Source organism: Paenibacillus sp. FSL k6-2145, assembly GCF_037976585.1.
Taxonomy (GTDB): domain Bacteria; phylum Bacillota; class Bacilli; order Paenibacillales; family Paenibacillaceae; genus Paenibacillus.
In genome coordinates, this window is record NZ_CP150267.1 from 7,070,904 (window position 1) to 7,086,354 (window position 15,451).

14 protein-coding genes and 1 other RNA gene are annotated in these 15,451 nt (G+C 46.7%); 3 read left to right on the forward strand and 12 right to left on the reverse strand.

The window, feature by feature from the left end; translation table 11 throughout:
- Positions 1–23: 23 nt before the first annotated feature.
- The 3 genes from typA to NZ043_RS31385 all read right to left on the reverse strand — a co-directional run bounded on the left by typA (position 24) and on the right by NZ043_RS31385 (position 3,495).
- The gene (typA, locus tag NZ043_RS31375; RefSeq protein WP_091028450.1) at positions 24–1,868 is read right to left on the reverse strand and encodes a translational GTPase TypA; all 1,845 of its coding nucleotides are present in this window, start codon (positions 1,866–1,868) and stop codon (positions 24–26) included.
- Between the two features lie 176 nt (positions 1,869–2,044).
- Complete coding sequence (locus NZ043_RS31380) at positions 2,045–2,539, reverse strand: hypothetical protein (protein WP_133385546.1); 495 nt, start codon at positions 2,537–2,539, stop codon at positions 2,045–2,047.
- A gap of 296 nt (positions 2,540–2,835) precedes the next feature.
- Positions 2,836–3,495 carry a TerC family protein gene (locus NZ043_RS31385; protein WP_133385547.1) on the reverse strand — a complete coding sequence of 220 codons (660 nt, stop codon included), beginning with the start codon at positions 3,493–3,495 and terminating at the stop codon, positions 2,836–2,838.
- An 87-nt stretch (positions 3,496–3,582) separates the two neighbouring features.
- Here NZ043_RS31385 and NZ043_RS31390 point away from each other — a divergent pair, with 87 nt between their 5' ends.
- A complete protein-coding gene (locus NZ043_RS31390) occupies positions 3,583–4,293 on the forward strand; it encodes a TerC family protein (RefSeq protein WP_133385548.1) in 711 nt (236 codons plus the stop codon).
- Between the two features lie 124 nt (positions 4,294–4,417).
- On the opposite strand, the gene thiI is transcribed toward NZ043_RS31390, so the two are convergent.
- From thiI to NZ043_RS31420, 6 genes are all read right to left on the reverse strand, one after another.
- A complete protein-coding gene (gene thiI / locus NZ043_RS31395) occupies positions 4,418–5,659 on the reverse strand; it encodes a tRNA uracil 4-sulfurtransferase ThiI (RefSeq protein WP_133386013.1) in 1,242 nt (413 codons plus the stop codon).
- A gap of 5 nt (positions 5,660–5,664) precedes the next feature.
- Positions 5,665–6,813 (reverse strand): cysteine desulfurase family protein, encoded by a 1,149-nt coding sequence (locus NZ043_RS31400; protein WP_339310119.1) that lies wholly within the window; start codon positions 6,811–6,813, stop codon positions 5,665–5,667.
- Between the two features lie 171 nt (positions 6,814–6,984).
- Positions 6,985–7,737, reverse strand: coding sequence for a lytic transglycosylase domain-containing protein (locus NZ043_RS31405; protein WP_133385550.1), 753 nt, complete (start codon positions 7,735–7,737; stop codon positions 6,985–6,987).
- Between the two features lie 190 nt (positions 7,738–7,927).
- Positions 7,928–8,269 (reverse strand): hypothetical protein, encoded by a 342-nt coding sequence (locus NZ043_RS31410; RefSeq protein ID WP_240768140.1) that lies wholly within the window; start codon positions 8,267–8,269, stop codon positions 7,928–7,930.
- 107 nt (positions 8,270–8,376) lie between these two features.
- The gene (locus NZ043_RS31415; RefSeq protein WP_074095869.1) at positions 8,377–8,595 is read right to left on the reverse strand and encodes a DUF1540 domain-containing protein; all 219 of its coding nucleotides are present in this window, start codon (positions 8,593–8,595) and stop codon (positions 8,377–8,379) included.
- Between the two features lie 165 nt (positions 8,596–8,760).
- Positions 8,761–9,267 (reverse strand): YpuI family protein, encoded by a 507-nt coding sequence (locus NZ043_RS31420; RefSeq protein WP_062835484.1) that lies wholly within the window; start codon positions 9,265–9,267, stop codon positions 8,761–8,763.
- 283 nt (positions 9,268–9,550) lie between these two features.
- Between NZ043_RS31420 and NZ043_RS31425 the strand changes: the two genes are divergently transcribed.
- Positions 9,551–11,425, forward strand: coding sequence for a S8 family peptidase (locus NZ043_RS31425; protein ID WP_339310120.1), 1,875 nt, complete (start codon positions 9,551–9,553; stop codon positions 11,423–11,425).
- Positions 11,426–11,526: 101 nt separating this feature from the next.
- On the opposite strand, the gene NZ043_RS31430 is transcribed toward NZ043_RS31425, so the two are convergent.
- Together NZ043_RS31430 and NZ043_RS31435 are read right to left on the reverse strand one after the other, a co-directional pair.
- The gene (locus tag NZ043_RS31430; protein ID WP_076211601.1) at positions 11,527–11,784 is read right to left on the reverse strand and encodes a hypothetical protein; all 258 of its coding nucleotides are present in this window, start codon (positions 11,782–11,784) and stop codon (positions 11,527–11,529) included.
- Between the two features lie 86 nt (positions 11,785–11,870).
- Positions 11,871–13,391: a PLP-dependent aminotransferase family protein gene (locus NZ043_RS31435; RefSeq protein WP_339310122.1), complete on the reverse strand. Its 1,521-nt coding sequence runs from the start codon at positions 13,389–13,391 to the stop codon at positions 11,871–11,873.
- A 107-nt stretch (positions 13,392–13,498) separates the two neighbouring features.
- Between NZ043_RS31435 and NZ043_RS31440 the strand changes: the two genes are divergently transcribed.
- Entirely contained in the window at positions 13,499–14,728 is a 1,230-nt protein-coding gene (locus NZ043_RS31440; RefSeq protein ID WP_339310124.1) for a PLP-dependent aminotransferase family protein, read from the forward strand.
- Positions 14,729–14,986: 258 nt separating this feature from the next.
- On the opposite strand, the gene rnpB is transcribed toward NZ043_RS31440, so the two are convergent.
- Positions 14,987–15,395, reverse strand: an RNA gene (rnpB, locus tag NZ043_RS31445) — RNase P RNA component class A.
- Between the last annotated feature and the right edge of the window lie 56 nt (positions 15,396–15,451).

Genomic DNA, 15,451 nt, shown 5'->3' on the forward strand with positions numbered 1-15,451 from the left:
TTATATATATTATTTTGTTGTTATTAGGCTTTCGAAGCCATTTTGCGTTGTTTTTCTGCACGTTCACGCTCGGATTTGTTCAGGATTTTCTTACGAAGACGAATAGATTTTGGTGTAATTTCACAATATTCATCTTCATTCAGATATTCAAGCGCCTGTTCCAACGAGAAGATAATCGGAGTTTTAATTTTAACCGTATCATCTTTACCGGAAGAACGAACGTTAGTCAGTTGTTTTTCTTTGCAGATGTTAACAACGATATCATTGTCACGTGTATGTTCACCAACAATCATACCTTCGTAGATCTCAGTACCTGGCTCCAAGAAGAGCGTACCGCGATCCTCAACGCCCATCATTCCGTAGAACGTAGATGTACCCGTTTCAGTGGAGATCAGCACGCCTTGGTGACGTCCACCCACTTGACCGGATACTACTGGAGCGTAGCTGTCAAATGCATGGTTCATTACACCGTAACCACGAGTCAATGTCAGGAAGTTGGTGCTATATCCGATCAAACCACGTGCTGGAATCAGGAACTCCAGACGAACTTGACCACTACCTGTGTTGACCATGTTAACCATCTCTGCTTTACGTGCGCCCAGGCTCTCCATTACGGAACCCATGCTTTCTTCAGGGATATCAATCAACAAGCGCTCAAGAGGTTCCATTTTCTTACCGTCTACTTCTTTAACGATAACTTCTGGTTTGGATACTTGAAGCTCATATCCTTCACGACGCATGTTCTCAATCAGGATACCTAAGTGAAGCTCACCACGTCCGGAAACGACAAATGCATCCGGGCTATCCGTTTCGTCAACACGAAGGGAAACGTCTGTTTCCAATTCTTTTAACAAACGCTCACGAAGTTTACGGGAAGTTACCCATTTACCTTCACGACCTGCGAATGGACTGTTGTTCACGAGGAACGTCATTTGCAGTGTAGGCTCATCAATTTTCAAAACTGGAAGTGCTTCTGGATTGTTTGGATCAGCGATGGTTTCACCAATGTTGATGTCCTTGATTCCTGCAATGGCAACGATGTCGCCTGCTCCTGCTTCTTCCGTCTCAATACGTTTGAGACCTTGGAAACCGAACAGTTTCTCGATACGTGCAGTTTTGCTCTTACCATCACGCATAATAACCGTTACCGATTGTCCTTGACGGATCACACCGCGGTTAACACGACCAATGGCAATACGGCCAAGGTATTCATTGTAGTCCATCAAAGTAACGAGGAATTGAAGTGGTTCTTCAACATTTTCGGTAGGGTGTGGGATATGACTAACGATGGTATTGTAAATCGCCATCATGTTGTCATCCTGTTTTGCAGGATCATTATCCATGCTGGATGTTCCGTTCAATGCGGAAGCATATACAACAGGGAATTCAAGTTGTTGATCGTTGGCACCCAGTTCAATGAACAGGTCCAATACTTCATCAATAACCTCAGTCGGGCGAGCCGCTGGACGGTCAATTTTGTTAACAACAACGATTGGTGTCAGGTTGTGCTCCAGAGCTTTACGAAGTACGAACTTCGTTTGTGGCATACAGCCTTCATATGCATCAACAACGAGCAATACGCCGTCAACCATTTTCATGATACGTTCCACTTCACCACCGAAGTCGGCGTGTCCTGGTGTATCCACAATGTTGATCAGATAATCTTTATAAGTTATAGCCGTGTTTTTGGCCAAAATCGTAATACCGCGTTCACGCTCCAAATCGTTGGAGTCCATTGCGCGCTCCTGTACCGTTTCGTGATCACGGAAAGTACCGGATTGCTGGAGCAACTTGTCGACGAGCGTAGTTTTCCCGTGGTCGACGTGGGCAATAATCGCAATATTGCGAATGTGTTCTCTTGAATGCATGGTTTGTATCCATATCCTTTCCAATTTCAATTCTTATCTACTAAACTTCCCGCAATTTCGCAGGTTACTCACAAAATAAGCGTCGGTGATATCCCGACGCATGTCTATATCCCTTATATTATAGTTTATTATAGGTAAAAATCAAGATATTTCGCACGAAAAGACCACTGGGAATGTTACCAGCCTCTCCCTTGACGTCCTCGCCCAAGCAATAACCAGACTCCGGCCAAGATCAAAAGGACAGCAAGTACATAGATTATTCCCGTTTGCAGCAAGGTAAATCCGAATAATATGATGGACACTGCACCAAGGATCAAAGCTGCAGGTAACACATATTCCGGTCTTCGCCGTTCAGCCATTCCATATTCGAGTAACCCTATGGCGAACCCAAGCAAGAATGCTGGCCACAGCCTGCTCATAAGTCCAGCGCCCCATGTATTCGTTATACTGAATAAAACACCATACACCGTTAGTATGCCGGCAGGAACAAGGGACCACGATGGTGAAATGCGCGCATAATATAACGCATGAAGGGCGATGCCTGGCAGCAGGATCAGCAAAGGCCAGAAATTGCGACCGATAAATCCAAACACGCCAAACTTGCCAAGCAGAATAATAATTCCCGCAGCTGCAATAAATAGTCCAATCGCTTTTTCATTTCTCATCCTCATCTGCAATCACCTCTTATACTATGGCTATGTACTTTATTTCTTCATAAACGATACGCATTTCATGCTGACTGTTGATTTTAAACCTGTAATCCTGCTTCTAGTGTATCCGATGTTTCGGCAAAAAACTATACTTTATGTCGCACTTTGCGTGCGTCCTTTACCTTTATTACCCTAAATTGTGCAACTTATGACTAGCCCAATGGTTGTTGTATTCACAAGCGTATTCTCTCAACACAAAACCGCCTAAACCGGACGGTTCAGACGGTCATATGTTCAAGCTTTTATCCAAAATTAAACTATGCGTTCTTCCGCACAAATTTATGTGCGCCTCCAATCGCAACCACAAGACAAGCCATTGCTACGGGTAGCAGCGTATGCACCTCTGATGCCATACCTCCCAGCCATTCTCCTAACTTGGGGTCTTTCATCACCATCTCACCTGCTGTGAAGGCTAAGATGCCTGCTCCGGCGAATACAAGAATCGGAAATCGCTTCAACAAACCAACAATTAACCCGCTCCCCCATACGACGATGGGGATACTGATTGCAATACCAATGACAATTAAAGCCAAATCTCCATCTGCCAAAGCCGCTATGGCCAAAACATTATCCAAGCTCATTACAAAATCGGCAATCAGAATGGTTTGAATGGCTTTCCAGGTCGTAGAAACTTCTCGAATATGTACTTCATCATCATTTTGAAGCAGCAGCTTTACTGCAATCCAGAGTAGCAACAGCCCACCTGCTGCTTGGATAAAGGGAATTCCCAGCAATAATACCGCTACAAAGGTTAATACGCAGCGTAACACTACCGCACCAAAAGCCCCCCACCATACCGCCTTTTTACGTTGTATTGGTGGAAGATCCTTGCTGGCAAGCGCAATAACAACCGCATTATCTCCACTCAATACCAGATTGATCATTAAAATTTCAGTTAACAGCCATAGCGTATCCATGTCCTCATCCCCCCACATTAACTTGTATGTCAGAGTTGTCCATGCTATTCTTAATGATTGAACCGTATATAAGGAGTGACATATCTCATGGAGCTATTTAGTCCCACATTCTGGCTGGCTTTGCTGAACGTTGTCTTTATTGATCTAATTCTGGCTGGGGATAATGCCATCGTCATTGGTCTCGCAGCTCGAAATTTGCACCCTTCCGTGCAGAAAAAGGCGATTCTATATGGAACTGGCGGCGCACTTTTGATTCGAATTTTAGCAACAGTTGTTGTTTTATGGTTGCTTAAAGTTCCGTGGCTCTTGCTTGTGGGAGGCATACTTCTGATCTGGATTGCCTATAAATTATTGGCGGATCAGGGAGATGAACACAATGATGTTCAGGCGGGAACTTCCTTGTGGACCGCTATTCGTACCATCGTGATCGCAGATGCAGCCATGGGATTAGATAACGTGATTGCAGTTGCTGGAGCAGCGCAGCAGCATCTCGTGCTTGTCATCCTTGGACTCCTGATTAGTGTACCGATTATCGTCTGGGGCAGTACCCTGTTTATCAAGCTAATTAATCATTTTCCTTGGATCATCTATGTCGGAGCCATTGTTCTGGGGTATACGGCTTCTAATATGATCACTGAGGAACGGCGACTCTTGCCTTACTTTACTGAACATCCGGCATTGCGCATTCTCTTCATCGTTGTGGTTATTGCAGGCGTAGTCTTTGCAGGTTATCGCAAACGCTCCAGCAGTTCCAGCCACAAGGGATCTGGCGGGGAACAGCAACGCTCCTATTCGTAGGCTAATTCAAACTAAAAATTTCATCTGAATACAGCAAAGGACTGAACGATATTTCATCGGACAGTCCTTTTTTTTGCAGTTAACATAGCCCTTATTATGTCAGCCATGCTAATTTTTATTGAGTTTAGAACCAGTCATCCTTCATGCCATTGTCGCCCGTCTGATTCGTTACCACAGAAGTTTCACCCGCGTGCAGTGTGATCGTTTCAGTTTGTTCCACCGCTTGATCCACCCATTCTGACAGATGGCTCATTGTTGATTCAATTTTATCCACAATTCGAAGATTTGGATTGGTTGAAGGTGACTTTGGCACAAAGAGAGTACAGCAATCCTCATATGGCAAAATAGATATGTCATACGTTCCGATCTGTTTGGACAGGGTAATGATCTCCTGTTTATCCATCATAACCAGTGGTCGCAAAAGTGGCAGATCTGTCGCACGACCAATGACATTCATACTCGGAAGAGTCTGACTCGCTACTTGGCCCAGGCTATCCCCGGTGATCAGTGCTAGTGCCCGCTCACGCTCGGCAAGTTTGGAGGCAATTCGCAGCATTGAACGTCTCATCAGGGTAATAATCAGATTGTCCTGACCCAGCTGGGTAAATGCCGTTTGGATCTCCGTAAATGGAACCAGATGCAGCTTGATTGTTCCTGCATGATCAGCAAGGGCACGCGCCAAATCAATGACTTTTTCCTTGGCACGCTGGCTTGTGAACGGGTAACTGTAAAAATGTACACATTCCACTTCCAGTCCACGGCGCATGGAAGACCAGGCTGCCACCGGGCTGTCTATCCCACCTGATAGCAGTACCATCGCTTTGCCATTTGTACCCAGCGGAAACCCACCTACTGCCGGAATGGTTTCGTTGAAAATATAGGTGCCCTGATCCCGAATTTCCACTCTCAGCTCAATATCAGGTTGGCGAACATCAACACTCAATTGCTGGAACTTCCGAAGGATCGGGGAACCGACCAAATGGTTCATTTCATGGGAAGAGTTCGGGAACTCCTTCCATACCCGCCTTACATTTACCTTAAATGTGGTGCCTTCTTTGAATTCGTCTTCCCTTTCGTCCATAAACGCAACTGCTGTTTTCACAATCTCATCAAGCTCTGATGGTGTAACTTTAACTGGACTAATTGACATCACACCGAATACCCGCTTCAGCACCTTAATCAGTTCAGTATGTGATTCACCGCCAAGATCCACATAGACACGGCCATATTCTTTGCGAAGGCTCGCTCCAGGATAAGGTTTAAGCAAAGCTTTCACCTGTGTAATGATCGTTTTTTCAAATCGGGCACGATTTTTCCCTTTTAACATAAACTCTCCGAAACGGAGAAGCAGCATATCATATTTCATATCCATTACATCCGCCTTTCGAGGGGCCGCAACTGCGCCACCATCTGATGTAAAGCCTGTTCAAGCAAGGCTACATCTTCTTCTGTATGTTCATCTCCAAGACTAATACGCAATCCGCCACCAGCACAAGCTGCATCTCTGCCCATCGCAATTAGAGCCCGACTCGGTTCAGCCGAACGCGAAGAACAGGCAGATTGGGTCGATATGGTTACACCAAGTTGTTCCAAGGTGTGCAGCGCCACTTCTGCCTTCATCCCGGGATAGGAGAAGTGCACAATATGAGGTGCCCCCTCTGTGCGACTGTTCAATTCAAATTCAGGAATGGCACGTATCGTTTCCATCAGTCGATCACGGAGCACCGTTGTACGTCGGGCAAAATCAACCTGCCCTTCTGCTGCCATCCGCATGGCCTTTGCCATGCCTACCAGCAAGGCCACGTTTTCTGTGCCTGCTCTTAGGCCCTGCTCCTGTGATCCTCCTGACAATAGTGGCGTAAGCTCCACTCCACTTCGCACATACAGGAGACCTGCTCCCTTCGGTCCACGAATCTTGTGAGCAGATAGACTGTATAGATCTGCCCCCCAAGCGGCAGGTTTAGCCTTCATTTTTCCAAAGCCTTGAACACCATCCACATGGAAAAGCACCCGTGGTGCTTTCTTTTTGAGCTGTTTGCCGATCTCTGCAATCGGATGGATGGCTCCTGTTTCATTATTTACATGCATCAGACTCACAAGCACCGTGTCGGGCCTAATCACGTCTACAACCTGCTGAGCGTTGACCACTCCATCGGAATTCACAGGTAGTAATGTCACTTCCCATCCCCACTGTTGCAATTGCATAAAACTTTCATACACCGAGGCATGCTCGGTAGCCGTAGTGATGATGTGTTTGCCCCGTGACTGATAACGTAATGCCACACCTTTTATCGCAAGATTATTGCTCTCGGTCGCACCGGAAGTAAATACAATCTCCTCAGGCTTAACTCCTATAGCCGCAGCACAGCCGGATCGTGCACGACGCAGCAACTGATGAGCACGCTCTCCATACCCATGGATGGAGGACGGATTACCGAATTGTGTTTCCATAATCTCGGCCATCGTACGAATTACATCCGGATGGGGAGGTGTGGTTGCAGCATAATCAAAATATTTCAAATGAGGTTAGACCTCCCTTATCTCTTCGTTCATGAACCTACAGTGAGCATTGTAACATGATACCCGTACAACACAAAAAGACCAACCGGGAACAGGCGTTTCAAGCGCTACTGCTCCCACATTTGATCTTGGCTTGCCTATCATTGTTATCGCAAATGTCTTTCTGTGAATTTAGATCACATACTTCGACTGTGCCTTCTCCACCTTGGAGATATAATTCTGAGTTTCGGAAGGCAGACGGTTAAGTACACTCATCAGTTCGCTATCACTCGACACACCCAGACGTGAAACACGGCCAGGTCCTGCATTATATGCAGCAAGCGCCATCTTCACTTCTCCACCGAAACGCTGGAGCTGAAGGGAAAGATACTTCGTACCCGCATCAATGTTCTGGGCAGGATCAAATGAATTACTCACACCTAGCCCTGCAGCCGTGCCATCCATTAATTGCATGAGCCCTTTGGCACCGGCAGAGGACACCACATTTGGGTTAAAATTAGACTCTGTGTCAATGACGGCCTTGATCAATGATTCAGGAACACCGTATTTGGAACTTGCCTCGGCAATCAAAGATTCATAATCCGTAGGTACAGATGCACCGGAATCCACGATTCCTGTATTGGATGAAGATAATAAAGACTCAACGATGTTATTGGGGACAGCGGACGATCCTGCCGTATTTATATCCGGATTGTACGTGCTTCCGAGTTGCAGCCACAACAAACCATCACTGGATCTTTTGGAGACCGTAGCGGTGGAATCCGTATTGCTCGTCGAATTGGCACCCGTGCCTAACAGCCCGTCCATCACATTGGCGAAATCCACTGTTGAACCAGCATCCGATTGTGATCCACTGGTTTGGTTATTCACATTGGATAGTTGCAGTTCCAACAACTGCCGCGATCCGCTTGGATCAATCTGCATGAGTTATACCCACTCCCGTATAATTAAGCGTATTATGACCTTATTCTACATCGTTTTACAGCAAGGTTCCATTGTTTTCAAAAAAATATATGAATCTTCCCACCTAACCTGCGCATATACGAAAAAAACCTTCTGTAATTCACCACATTTGGGTGAGAACAGAAGGCTTTTGAATGAACCATTTTACACGTTAGCGAGCAAATGGAATCATGAAAAAATAACTCAGCGTGGCTACAATACCCAGTCCAATGGACCAAGCTCCCGCTGTCTTACGACCATTCACATATGCATAGTAACCCAGTACGGCTGCGGCCGGTCCAAGTACGATTGACCACATGAACAAAGACGCGATCCCGAAGGCAAGTCCCATGTAACCCGCGACCTTGCCTGTTGATTCCATGACCCGGTCTGCCTCATGTTTCTCAGGTACAGGCTCTGCCCGTTCGGTACCTCCAGTTCTTACAACAGTCGGAGGAGCGACCTCTGCCCCATATTCTTCCCGATGTGCTTTTCTGGGATAATCGACGCGCATACGCTGTTTTTCACCGTCACCCTTGGTTTCAGGGCGATCTTCAATATTAAACTTATTATCATCATTTTTCATTGGGAAGCACCTCCGTTATGAATAGGGATGACTGCTCACTTGGGTTTGAACGTGTGACAGCATGTTGCAGAGGATGTGCGTGCGTGATCATGGTGATCGGAGTCAAATGTCTCACCGGCAAATTCCTCATGCAGACGACGGGTGGCATGTTGGTCAATGTCAATCATGATGGCATCAGCGTGGCAGAAGTTGTTTTCTCCCCAAAAGTTGCAGTTGGAGACGCTGCATTTGACAATTGGTTTGTCTTGGCTCATTTTTTATCACCTCGACTACTATTGTCTCCCCGCCACAAACCTGATATTCCCCGTCAAAATGCCAGATGATGACATGATCACACCTCGTCTGATTCTCACTAAAAACACAAAAAAACCGCCACAAGGGCGGTTTCGTCCAATTTCATATTAAGGTTTAAACGTTAATTAGGCGTGATTCCGTTGATTTTGCATACGGCGCTGAGTCAGGTAATCACTTTCATAATATGCCAGATCATCGCGCAATTCTTCGTACGTTTTGGAAACCTCAAGAATGACATCCCGTACTGCACGGATTGGCTTGTCACGGAAACGAATGGCATCTTGTCCTGTGTAAGCGTATCTTCCGTCTTCGGAATAACATTCATTTTTGGGATAGAAAAAGCTGTTTACGCATTGATGATACGTATTATAAAGAGCCTTTTCGGCAAAATCGACATCAAAGTTGGCACGACGCAGCACAACGCCAAGTTTTTCGTAAGAAACTTCAGAAAAAACGAGCAAATGACGGAGATCTGAAAGAAATCCTTTGTAGAAGGCTGTTGATTCTTCCGTCTGATTCTGATCCAGTTCAGGCAAAGCATTCTCATTCAAAAATTTTTCAATCCGATCGATAGCCGGTTTTAACTTTTCCCTAGTTGACTCACATGTTTTCTGTACATTGGCTGCTGACATAAAGGTAGCTCCCCCTTAAATAAGTCCTTACATATAGGTCGGCCAACGGTGGTTTTCCCCTGACCTTTGAATTCTCAGCTATAATCCTACCATAAAAAGATGACGAGCGGTATCCCTTAATCATGCTTTCCGCTTCTGCCGTTAAACATGCCTATTATCCGCAGTTAGACTCGAACTCGCCTGCATAAAAATATCCGCTTTTTCTAACGATAGATATAACCAGTGACAACGACGAAGCACTGTTAATGATTGTCCAAAATGAACGAAGGAGGTTCCATCCACCATGTCCAGACCGAAATGGATTAACTGGGCCCTTGCAGCTGGTGCGGGAGCACTCGCACTGACGCTCTTGCTTCCAACATCCAATCGTCCCGAACCTAAGCCAAGTGCCCTGTCCGACTCTGCTCATGAAGAGCACACGAGTAAGCAGCGTCTGAAAGTGCAGGATGTCAAAGCAACCGATCTTCTGACCCGTATGGATGCCAAGCAACATCTCAGTATCATGCTGGAGAAAACCGCCACAATGAATGCTGCGCAGGTTAGCCGATATGTGAATGATCTCCAACATTCACATGAACATATCAGATCCATTCATCTCATGAATACCAATGGCTCTTTTAATAAGCCCTTTGATCAGGCCTCCACACAAGGAAGCAAGTTGGAACAACAGAAGCTTCAACATTCGTTCAATCTTGCCAAAAAAGCGGTAAACAAATGTCAAAGTTTTGAATCCTCTTCTTTTCCTTTGGGAAAGGAAAAATATTTTGTTATGGGGCAACCCTCCAAAGATGGCAAAAGAGCTGTAATTGCCTTGTTCAGCCAGAACGTATTAAATGCTGTTGAACAACATCAGCGCAAAAATCTTCGCATGATCCCTTATCCGCGTGAGGGTAAATTCAAAATCGAGTCTGTTCACCCGGATACCCTTAACGAAATCACAGTGAAGACCGGACATGACAATGCAAATGCCAGTCATTTTTACGAAAATGAAATCGTCATCCGATTTCGCCAAGATCCCGGTGAACGGGATATGCGTATCATTAAATCCGATCTGAGAGCACAATCTGCGCGCAAGCTGGGATACACGTATGTTTTTCGGTCAGAACACATGAGTTACAAACAATTGCATAGTTATTTCGAAAGCAAATGGAATCCACTCTATATGGAACCCCACTATATGTATTTAACCAATGATACTGTAACTGAACAAACAGATGTAACGATACCCAATGACATTTTGTTCTCCGATTATCAGTGGAACCTGCCTGCGATTGAGACAAACAGAGGTTGGAATATTACCAAGGGAAACAAAGATGTCATCGTTGCGGTGGTCGACACGGGGGTTGATATGAATCATCCTGACCTGAAGGGCAAGCTCCTTGAGGGTTATAATGTGGTTGAGCCGGGAAGCCAACCGATGGATGATGTGGGACATGGGACACACGTCGCAGGCATTATCGGCGCTACTGTCAACAATAATGAAGGCGTGGCAGGCATGAGCTGGTATAACAAGGTACTACCGGTTAAAGTACTCGACAACTCAGGTTCTGGTACCACGTATGCCGTTGCCGAAGGCATCATCTGGGCAGCCGATCATGGAGCCAAAGTGATCAACATGAGTCTGGGCAATTATGCTGATGCGCAATTTCTTCATGATGCCATCAAATACGCTTTTGACCGGGATATCGTCCTGATTGCAGCCACGGGGAACGATAATACAGAGCGTCCAGGATACCCAGCTGCTTATCCTGAAGTATTTGCCGTATCTGCTACGGACCCGGATATGAGCAAAGCTTCCTATTCCAACTACGGGGACTATGTGGATGTGATGGCTCCGGGGTCCAGTATCGCCAGTACCTATCCAAACAATCAGTATGCGGCCTTATCTGGAACGTCCATGGCTAGCCCTCATGTAGCCGCACTTGCAGGTTTGATTCGTTCGTTGAACCCGGACTTGACCAACACGGAAGTGATGGATTTGATGCGCCAAAGTGTTATTGACCTCGGTGATCCTGGTCACGACAAGTATTTCGGCTATGGGCAAATCGATGTCTATAAGGCACTGCAAGCCGCATCAGGCAACAGCGCTCCTTTGCAATTCTGGCCGCAACATGTCAGACAACAAATGGATAACACGATGAAAAAGTATACCCAGTAATCGTAATGAGGATAATCTGTAAAAAATACAAAAGCAGCTGCGCCCCGGGGCGTACGCTGCTCTTTTGGTTTACATCCAATTCCCCGGGGCACCCGCCGCAATTAGCGCTTGCGAGAAGATGTGCGGGCTTTACTTGATTTTTTCACGGATTTTTTCTTCGGATTATGGCTGGATACATAACAAGGGTCTTCTTCTTTGACAACAACAGGATACATGTGGTGATGAATCGGAACACAGTGATGTTTTTTGATCACTTCAATCGGGTGGATTACAGGTACGATTTGTGGGATGTAATAATCCTCAACAACCTGGATCGGGTCACAGACAATCGGGCAAAGCGGTGGACAGTAATGGTTCATTTCAAAACCAACTCCCTTTCTGGTGATACTATAACCTATTGCAACAGATCGAAAGTGGATTGGATGTATGTCCATAGTCCGAAAAATTATATGAGCGGTAGCCTGTCCGCCACTGTCCCACCCTGCCCAGGTGTTACTCTGTCAATGACTTGGCACAGTACACGAAGTCCTTCACACAAAAGCTCAACATTTGTTACAGTGAAGCAGATACGCAGACTTGGTGTATCCATCTCCCCTACATAACAGGCGGAACCGGGGAGGAAAGAGACCCCAGCAGCAAGCGACTGATGATGCAACTCACGCATATCCAAGTTACTGGGAAGTTGGAGCCACAGATTGAGTCCTCCCTCTGGCAAGCGCCATTGCATGCCCATAGTAGCATGCTCTTCCAGCACTTTAGAAGCTGCGCACAAGCGAGAATACAATTCATCCCTCAATCGGGATACATAGGCACCGTACTGATTCTGAATAAAAGATTGCAGTGCCTTTTGTGTAAGCAGCGGACTCCCCAAATCCGCAGTAGATTTCGCGGCCACAAGCCGGGTCAATACGCTTCCGTCTGCGATGGCGCAGGCTATACGGCAACCGGGAGACAACACCTTGCTGAAGCTTTTGATATATACGACATGGCCTGTCCCATCCATCGATTTAATGGAAGCCGGGGGAGGGTCCCGAAAATAAAGATCTGCAAACGGATCATCCTCCAGAATGAGGCAGTGGTAGCTTTGCGCGAGATTAAGAAGTTGTGCTCGTCTTCTTGCACTCATCGTGATACCTGTTGGATTGTGATAGGTCGGGATCGTATAGATCAGCTTGGGTGGATAGGTATCACATAATCGGGTCAACAGATCAATACGCATGCCTTCGTCATCCATCGGGACCGTAATGATCTTCGCGCCTCTACTCGTAAATACATCAATGGCTCCCGTATAGCTTGGTGCCTCCATGTATACAACATCCCCAGGTCCGACAAAAGTCCGTGCCACAAGATCGATCCCCTGCTGTGCACCACTTGTAATTAACATGCGTTCAGGTGCAGCCTGTAGTCCACGCTCGGCAAAATGTTCGGCAAAGATCTGTCTAAGCTCCCGATCCCCCTGAAAAGATCCGTAAGCTGCCATACGCTCTGTGTGATCAGAGGAGAGTCGGTAGGCGCTGTCGATAATCTCGCGTGTAGGCAACAATTCCGGCTGAATCGCTGACATATGAAGTTCATACCGCACTTGAGGTGACGTATCAAAATGTCTCCAGAGCTGCGCTCGAGGTAAATAATCCACCAGTGCCATCTGCCAATTCCATGACGTACTGGATTCACTGTTGGCATTATTTCGCTGCGCTCGGTCCATATCCTCCGTCTGATCCACGTTCAATGTACCTCTCACATAACAACCTTTCCCCTGGGAGCAGGTGATCAATTGAATCGCTTCAAGTTCAGCATACGCTTTGGATACAGTGACTAGGCTGACACCCAAATCCGTGGTCATTTTACGAACAGAAGGAAGCCGGGTTCCGGGTTCAATGAGTCCTGATCTGATGCGATCGGCAATCGTTAGCGCAATCTGCACGTACAATTTGGTACTGCTTCCCCGCTTTAATTCAATATGCATGTGTGCTCCCCCAACTGTTATGATCTTCATTTTACTGTTATAGTGTAGTCCGTCTATTATAGTTTATAATATCAGTATAACAGTGAATAACAGGAGATGAGAATAACATGAGTATCCCTTGGTCCAAAATGGCACAAAACACCCCGTCCTCTGTCGTTCGCGACATGCTCCAGGCCGCTCAGGCACCTGGAATGATCTCACTAGCCGGTGGATTACCAGCCCAGACTTCATTCCCGCTGGAAGCCATCCGCGTTGCATATGAAAAAGTATTTATGAGCGGAGCAGCCGCTCTTCAATATGCGGAGACTGAGGGTTACCGTCCTCTTCGCGCCAAAATCGCCGAACGTCTTGAATCCAAGGGCATTCCCGCTTCACCCGATCACATGCTTCTCACTACGGGTTCACAGCAATCCATTGACTTGGTTTGCCGCATCCTTCTTGACCCGGGTGACCGCGTATTGGTTGAATCACCAACCTACCTCGCTGCTCTGCAGGTCATTCATTCCTATCAGGCTGAATCTCACGGCGTAGCCTGTGATGATCACGGCATGTTGCCTGAATCTCTGGAGGAACAGCTCCAGTTGCATCGTCCAAAACTTGTCTACATTAATCCCACGTTCTCCAATCCTACGGGAAAAGTATGGTCCCGAGAAAGAAGACAGCAGGCTGTGGATCTGTGCCGCAAGTATGGTGTACTCATTCTGGAAGATGACCCCTATGGTGAAATTCGGTTCAATCCGGAGCAATTGGATGTCCCTGCTCTCGCAGAACTGGATGCAGCATCCTATGACGGCCCTTCCAATGTTATCTACACCAGTACATTCTCCAAAACGGTAGCACCTGGCCTTCGTACTGGCTGGATACTGGCTGCTCCCGATATTGTCAAAATGACAGCACGAGCCAAACAAGGTGCCGACTTGCACTCCAGCAGCATTGACCAAAGAGCGCTTCATGCACTGCTTGAATCTTTCGATCTGGATGCGCATATTCGCCGTATTTCAGAGGATTACGAAAAACGCATGAAAACACTGACGACTCTTATGGCAGCCAAAGCTTGGGAAGGCATCTCGTGGAATTCACCACAAGGTGGCATGTTCTTGTGGCTGCAATTGCCTGAAGGCATGCTTGCAAGCAATCTGTTCACTTACGGTATCCAGGAGAAAGTTTGCATTGTGCCAGGTGATTCCTTCTATGCAGGTACACCAGAGTTAAACCGCATGCGAATCAACTTTACTCATACGGACCCTGAGCTCCTTCCTGAAGCCGTGGAAAGAATGGATCGCGCCATCCAACGTTGGCATGCTTCCTTAACATCGGACAGTGTTGTTACACTGTAATGAACTGTCATAAACGCTTCGCTATTCCATTAGTGTATGAAGGTTAAATAACTTGATATGAGAAATAAAAATAAGGCGGCAGGCCCGAGAATCTCGGAACTGCCGCCTTATTTTTATAGAACCTGTTATCAACAGGAGTTATGTTTTTTTAGATGTTCATGGGTCCTTCTGATCAGTCAGGCCATCGGATGATTCATACGAGTTGTCCTCGACTGATAGGTGGACTACATTGTGTTGCTATGGTGTTGTTGTTGCAGTTAGGAAAGCTTACCGTAAGCCGGGTTCTGTGCTCTTCGTGGTTCATACGGGAACTACCCTCCCACCAGAAGCGACAATCATCTATCTAGGCCATGCATTGCTGCACAGCTCAAGCGACCAACCTAGACACACCTCGGGCTAAGGCTGCCTCCTCCGAAAAGGCGGCTGTGTCCCATTAGGTCTTGCTCCAGATGGGGTTTACCAGGAACGAAGTCACCAGCGTTCCTCGGGGTCTCTTACACCTCGGTTCCATCCTTGCCTGTGCCGGAAAATCCGGCCATCGGCGGTCCATTTCTGTGGCACTATCCTTCAACTCGCGCTGACTGGACGTTATCCAGCATCCTGCCCTGTGGAGCCCGGACTTTCCTCTCGTGGCAACAAGGCCACCAGCGATTGTCTGTCAAGCTTTCCGAACAACATTACATAGTATACAGGCATTTAGGTTCCCAGACAAGCTTAATATTA

Coding starts and splice junctions, on each gene's coding strand:
- typA (WP_091028450.1), bottom strand. CDS start 1,868: ATGCATTCAAGAGAACACATTCGCAATATTGCGATTATTGCCCACGTC.
- NZ043_RS31380 (WP_133385546.1), bottom strand. CDS start 2,539: ATGAGGATGAGAAATGAAAAAGCGATTGGACTATTTATTGCAGCTGCG.
- NZ043_RS31385 (WP_133385547.1), bottom strand. CDS start 3,495: ATGGATACGCTATGGCTGTTAACTGAAATTTTAATGATCAATCTGGTA.
- NZ043_RS31390 (WP_133385548.1), top strand. CDS start 3,583: ATGGAGCTATTTAGTCCCACATTCTGGCTGGCTTTGCTGAACGTTGTC.
- thiI (WP_133386013.1), bottom strand. CDS start 5,659: ATGAAATATGATATGCTGCTTCTCCGTTTCGGAGAGTTTATGTTAAAA.
- NZ043_RS31405 (WP_133385550.1), bottom strand. CDS start 7,737: ATGCAGATTGATCCAAGCGGATCGCGGCAGTTGTTGGAACTGCAACTA.
- NZ043_RS31410 (WP_240768140.1), bottom strand. CDS start 8,269: ATGCGCGTCGATTATCCCAGAAAAGCACATCGGGAAGAATATGGGGCA.
- NZ043_RS31415 (WP_074095869.1), bottom strand. CDS start 8,595: ATGAGCCAAGACAAACCAATTGTCAAATGCAGCGTCTCCAACTGCAAC.
- NZ043_RS31420 (WP_062835484.1), bottom strand. CDS start 9,267: ATGTCAGCAGCCAATGTACAGAAAACATGTGAGTCAACTAGGGAAAAG.
- NZ043_RS31425 (WP_339310120.1), top strand. CDS start 9,551: ATGTCCAGACCGAAATGGATTAACTGGGCCCTTGCAGCTGGTGCGGGA.
- NZ043_RS31430 (WP_076211601.1), bottom strand. CDS start 11,784: ATGAACCATTACTGTCCACCGCTTTGCCCGATTGTCTGTGACCCGATC.
- NZ043_RS31435 (WP_339310122.1), bottom strand. CDS start 13,391: ATGCATATTGAATTAAAGCGGGGAAGCAGTACCAAATTGTACGTGCAG.
- NZ043_RS31440 (WP_339310124.1), top strand. CDS start 13,499: ATGAGTATCCCTTGGTCCAAAATGGCACAAAACACCCCGTCCTCTGTC.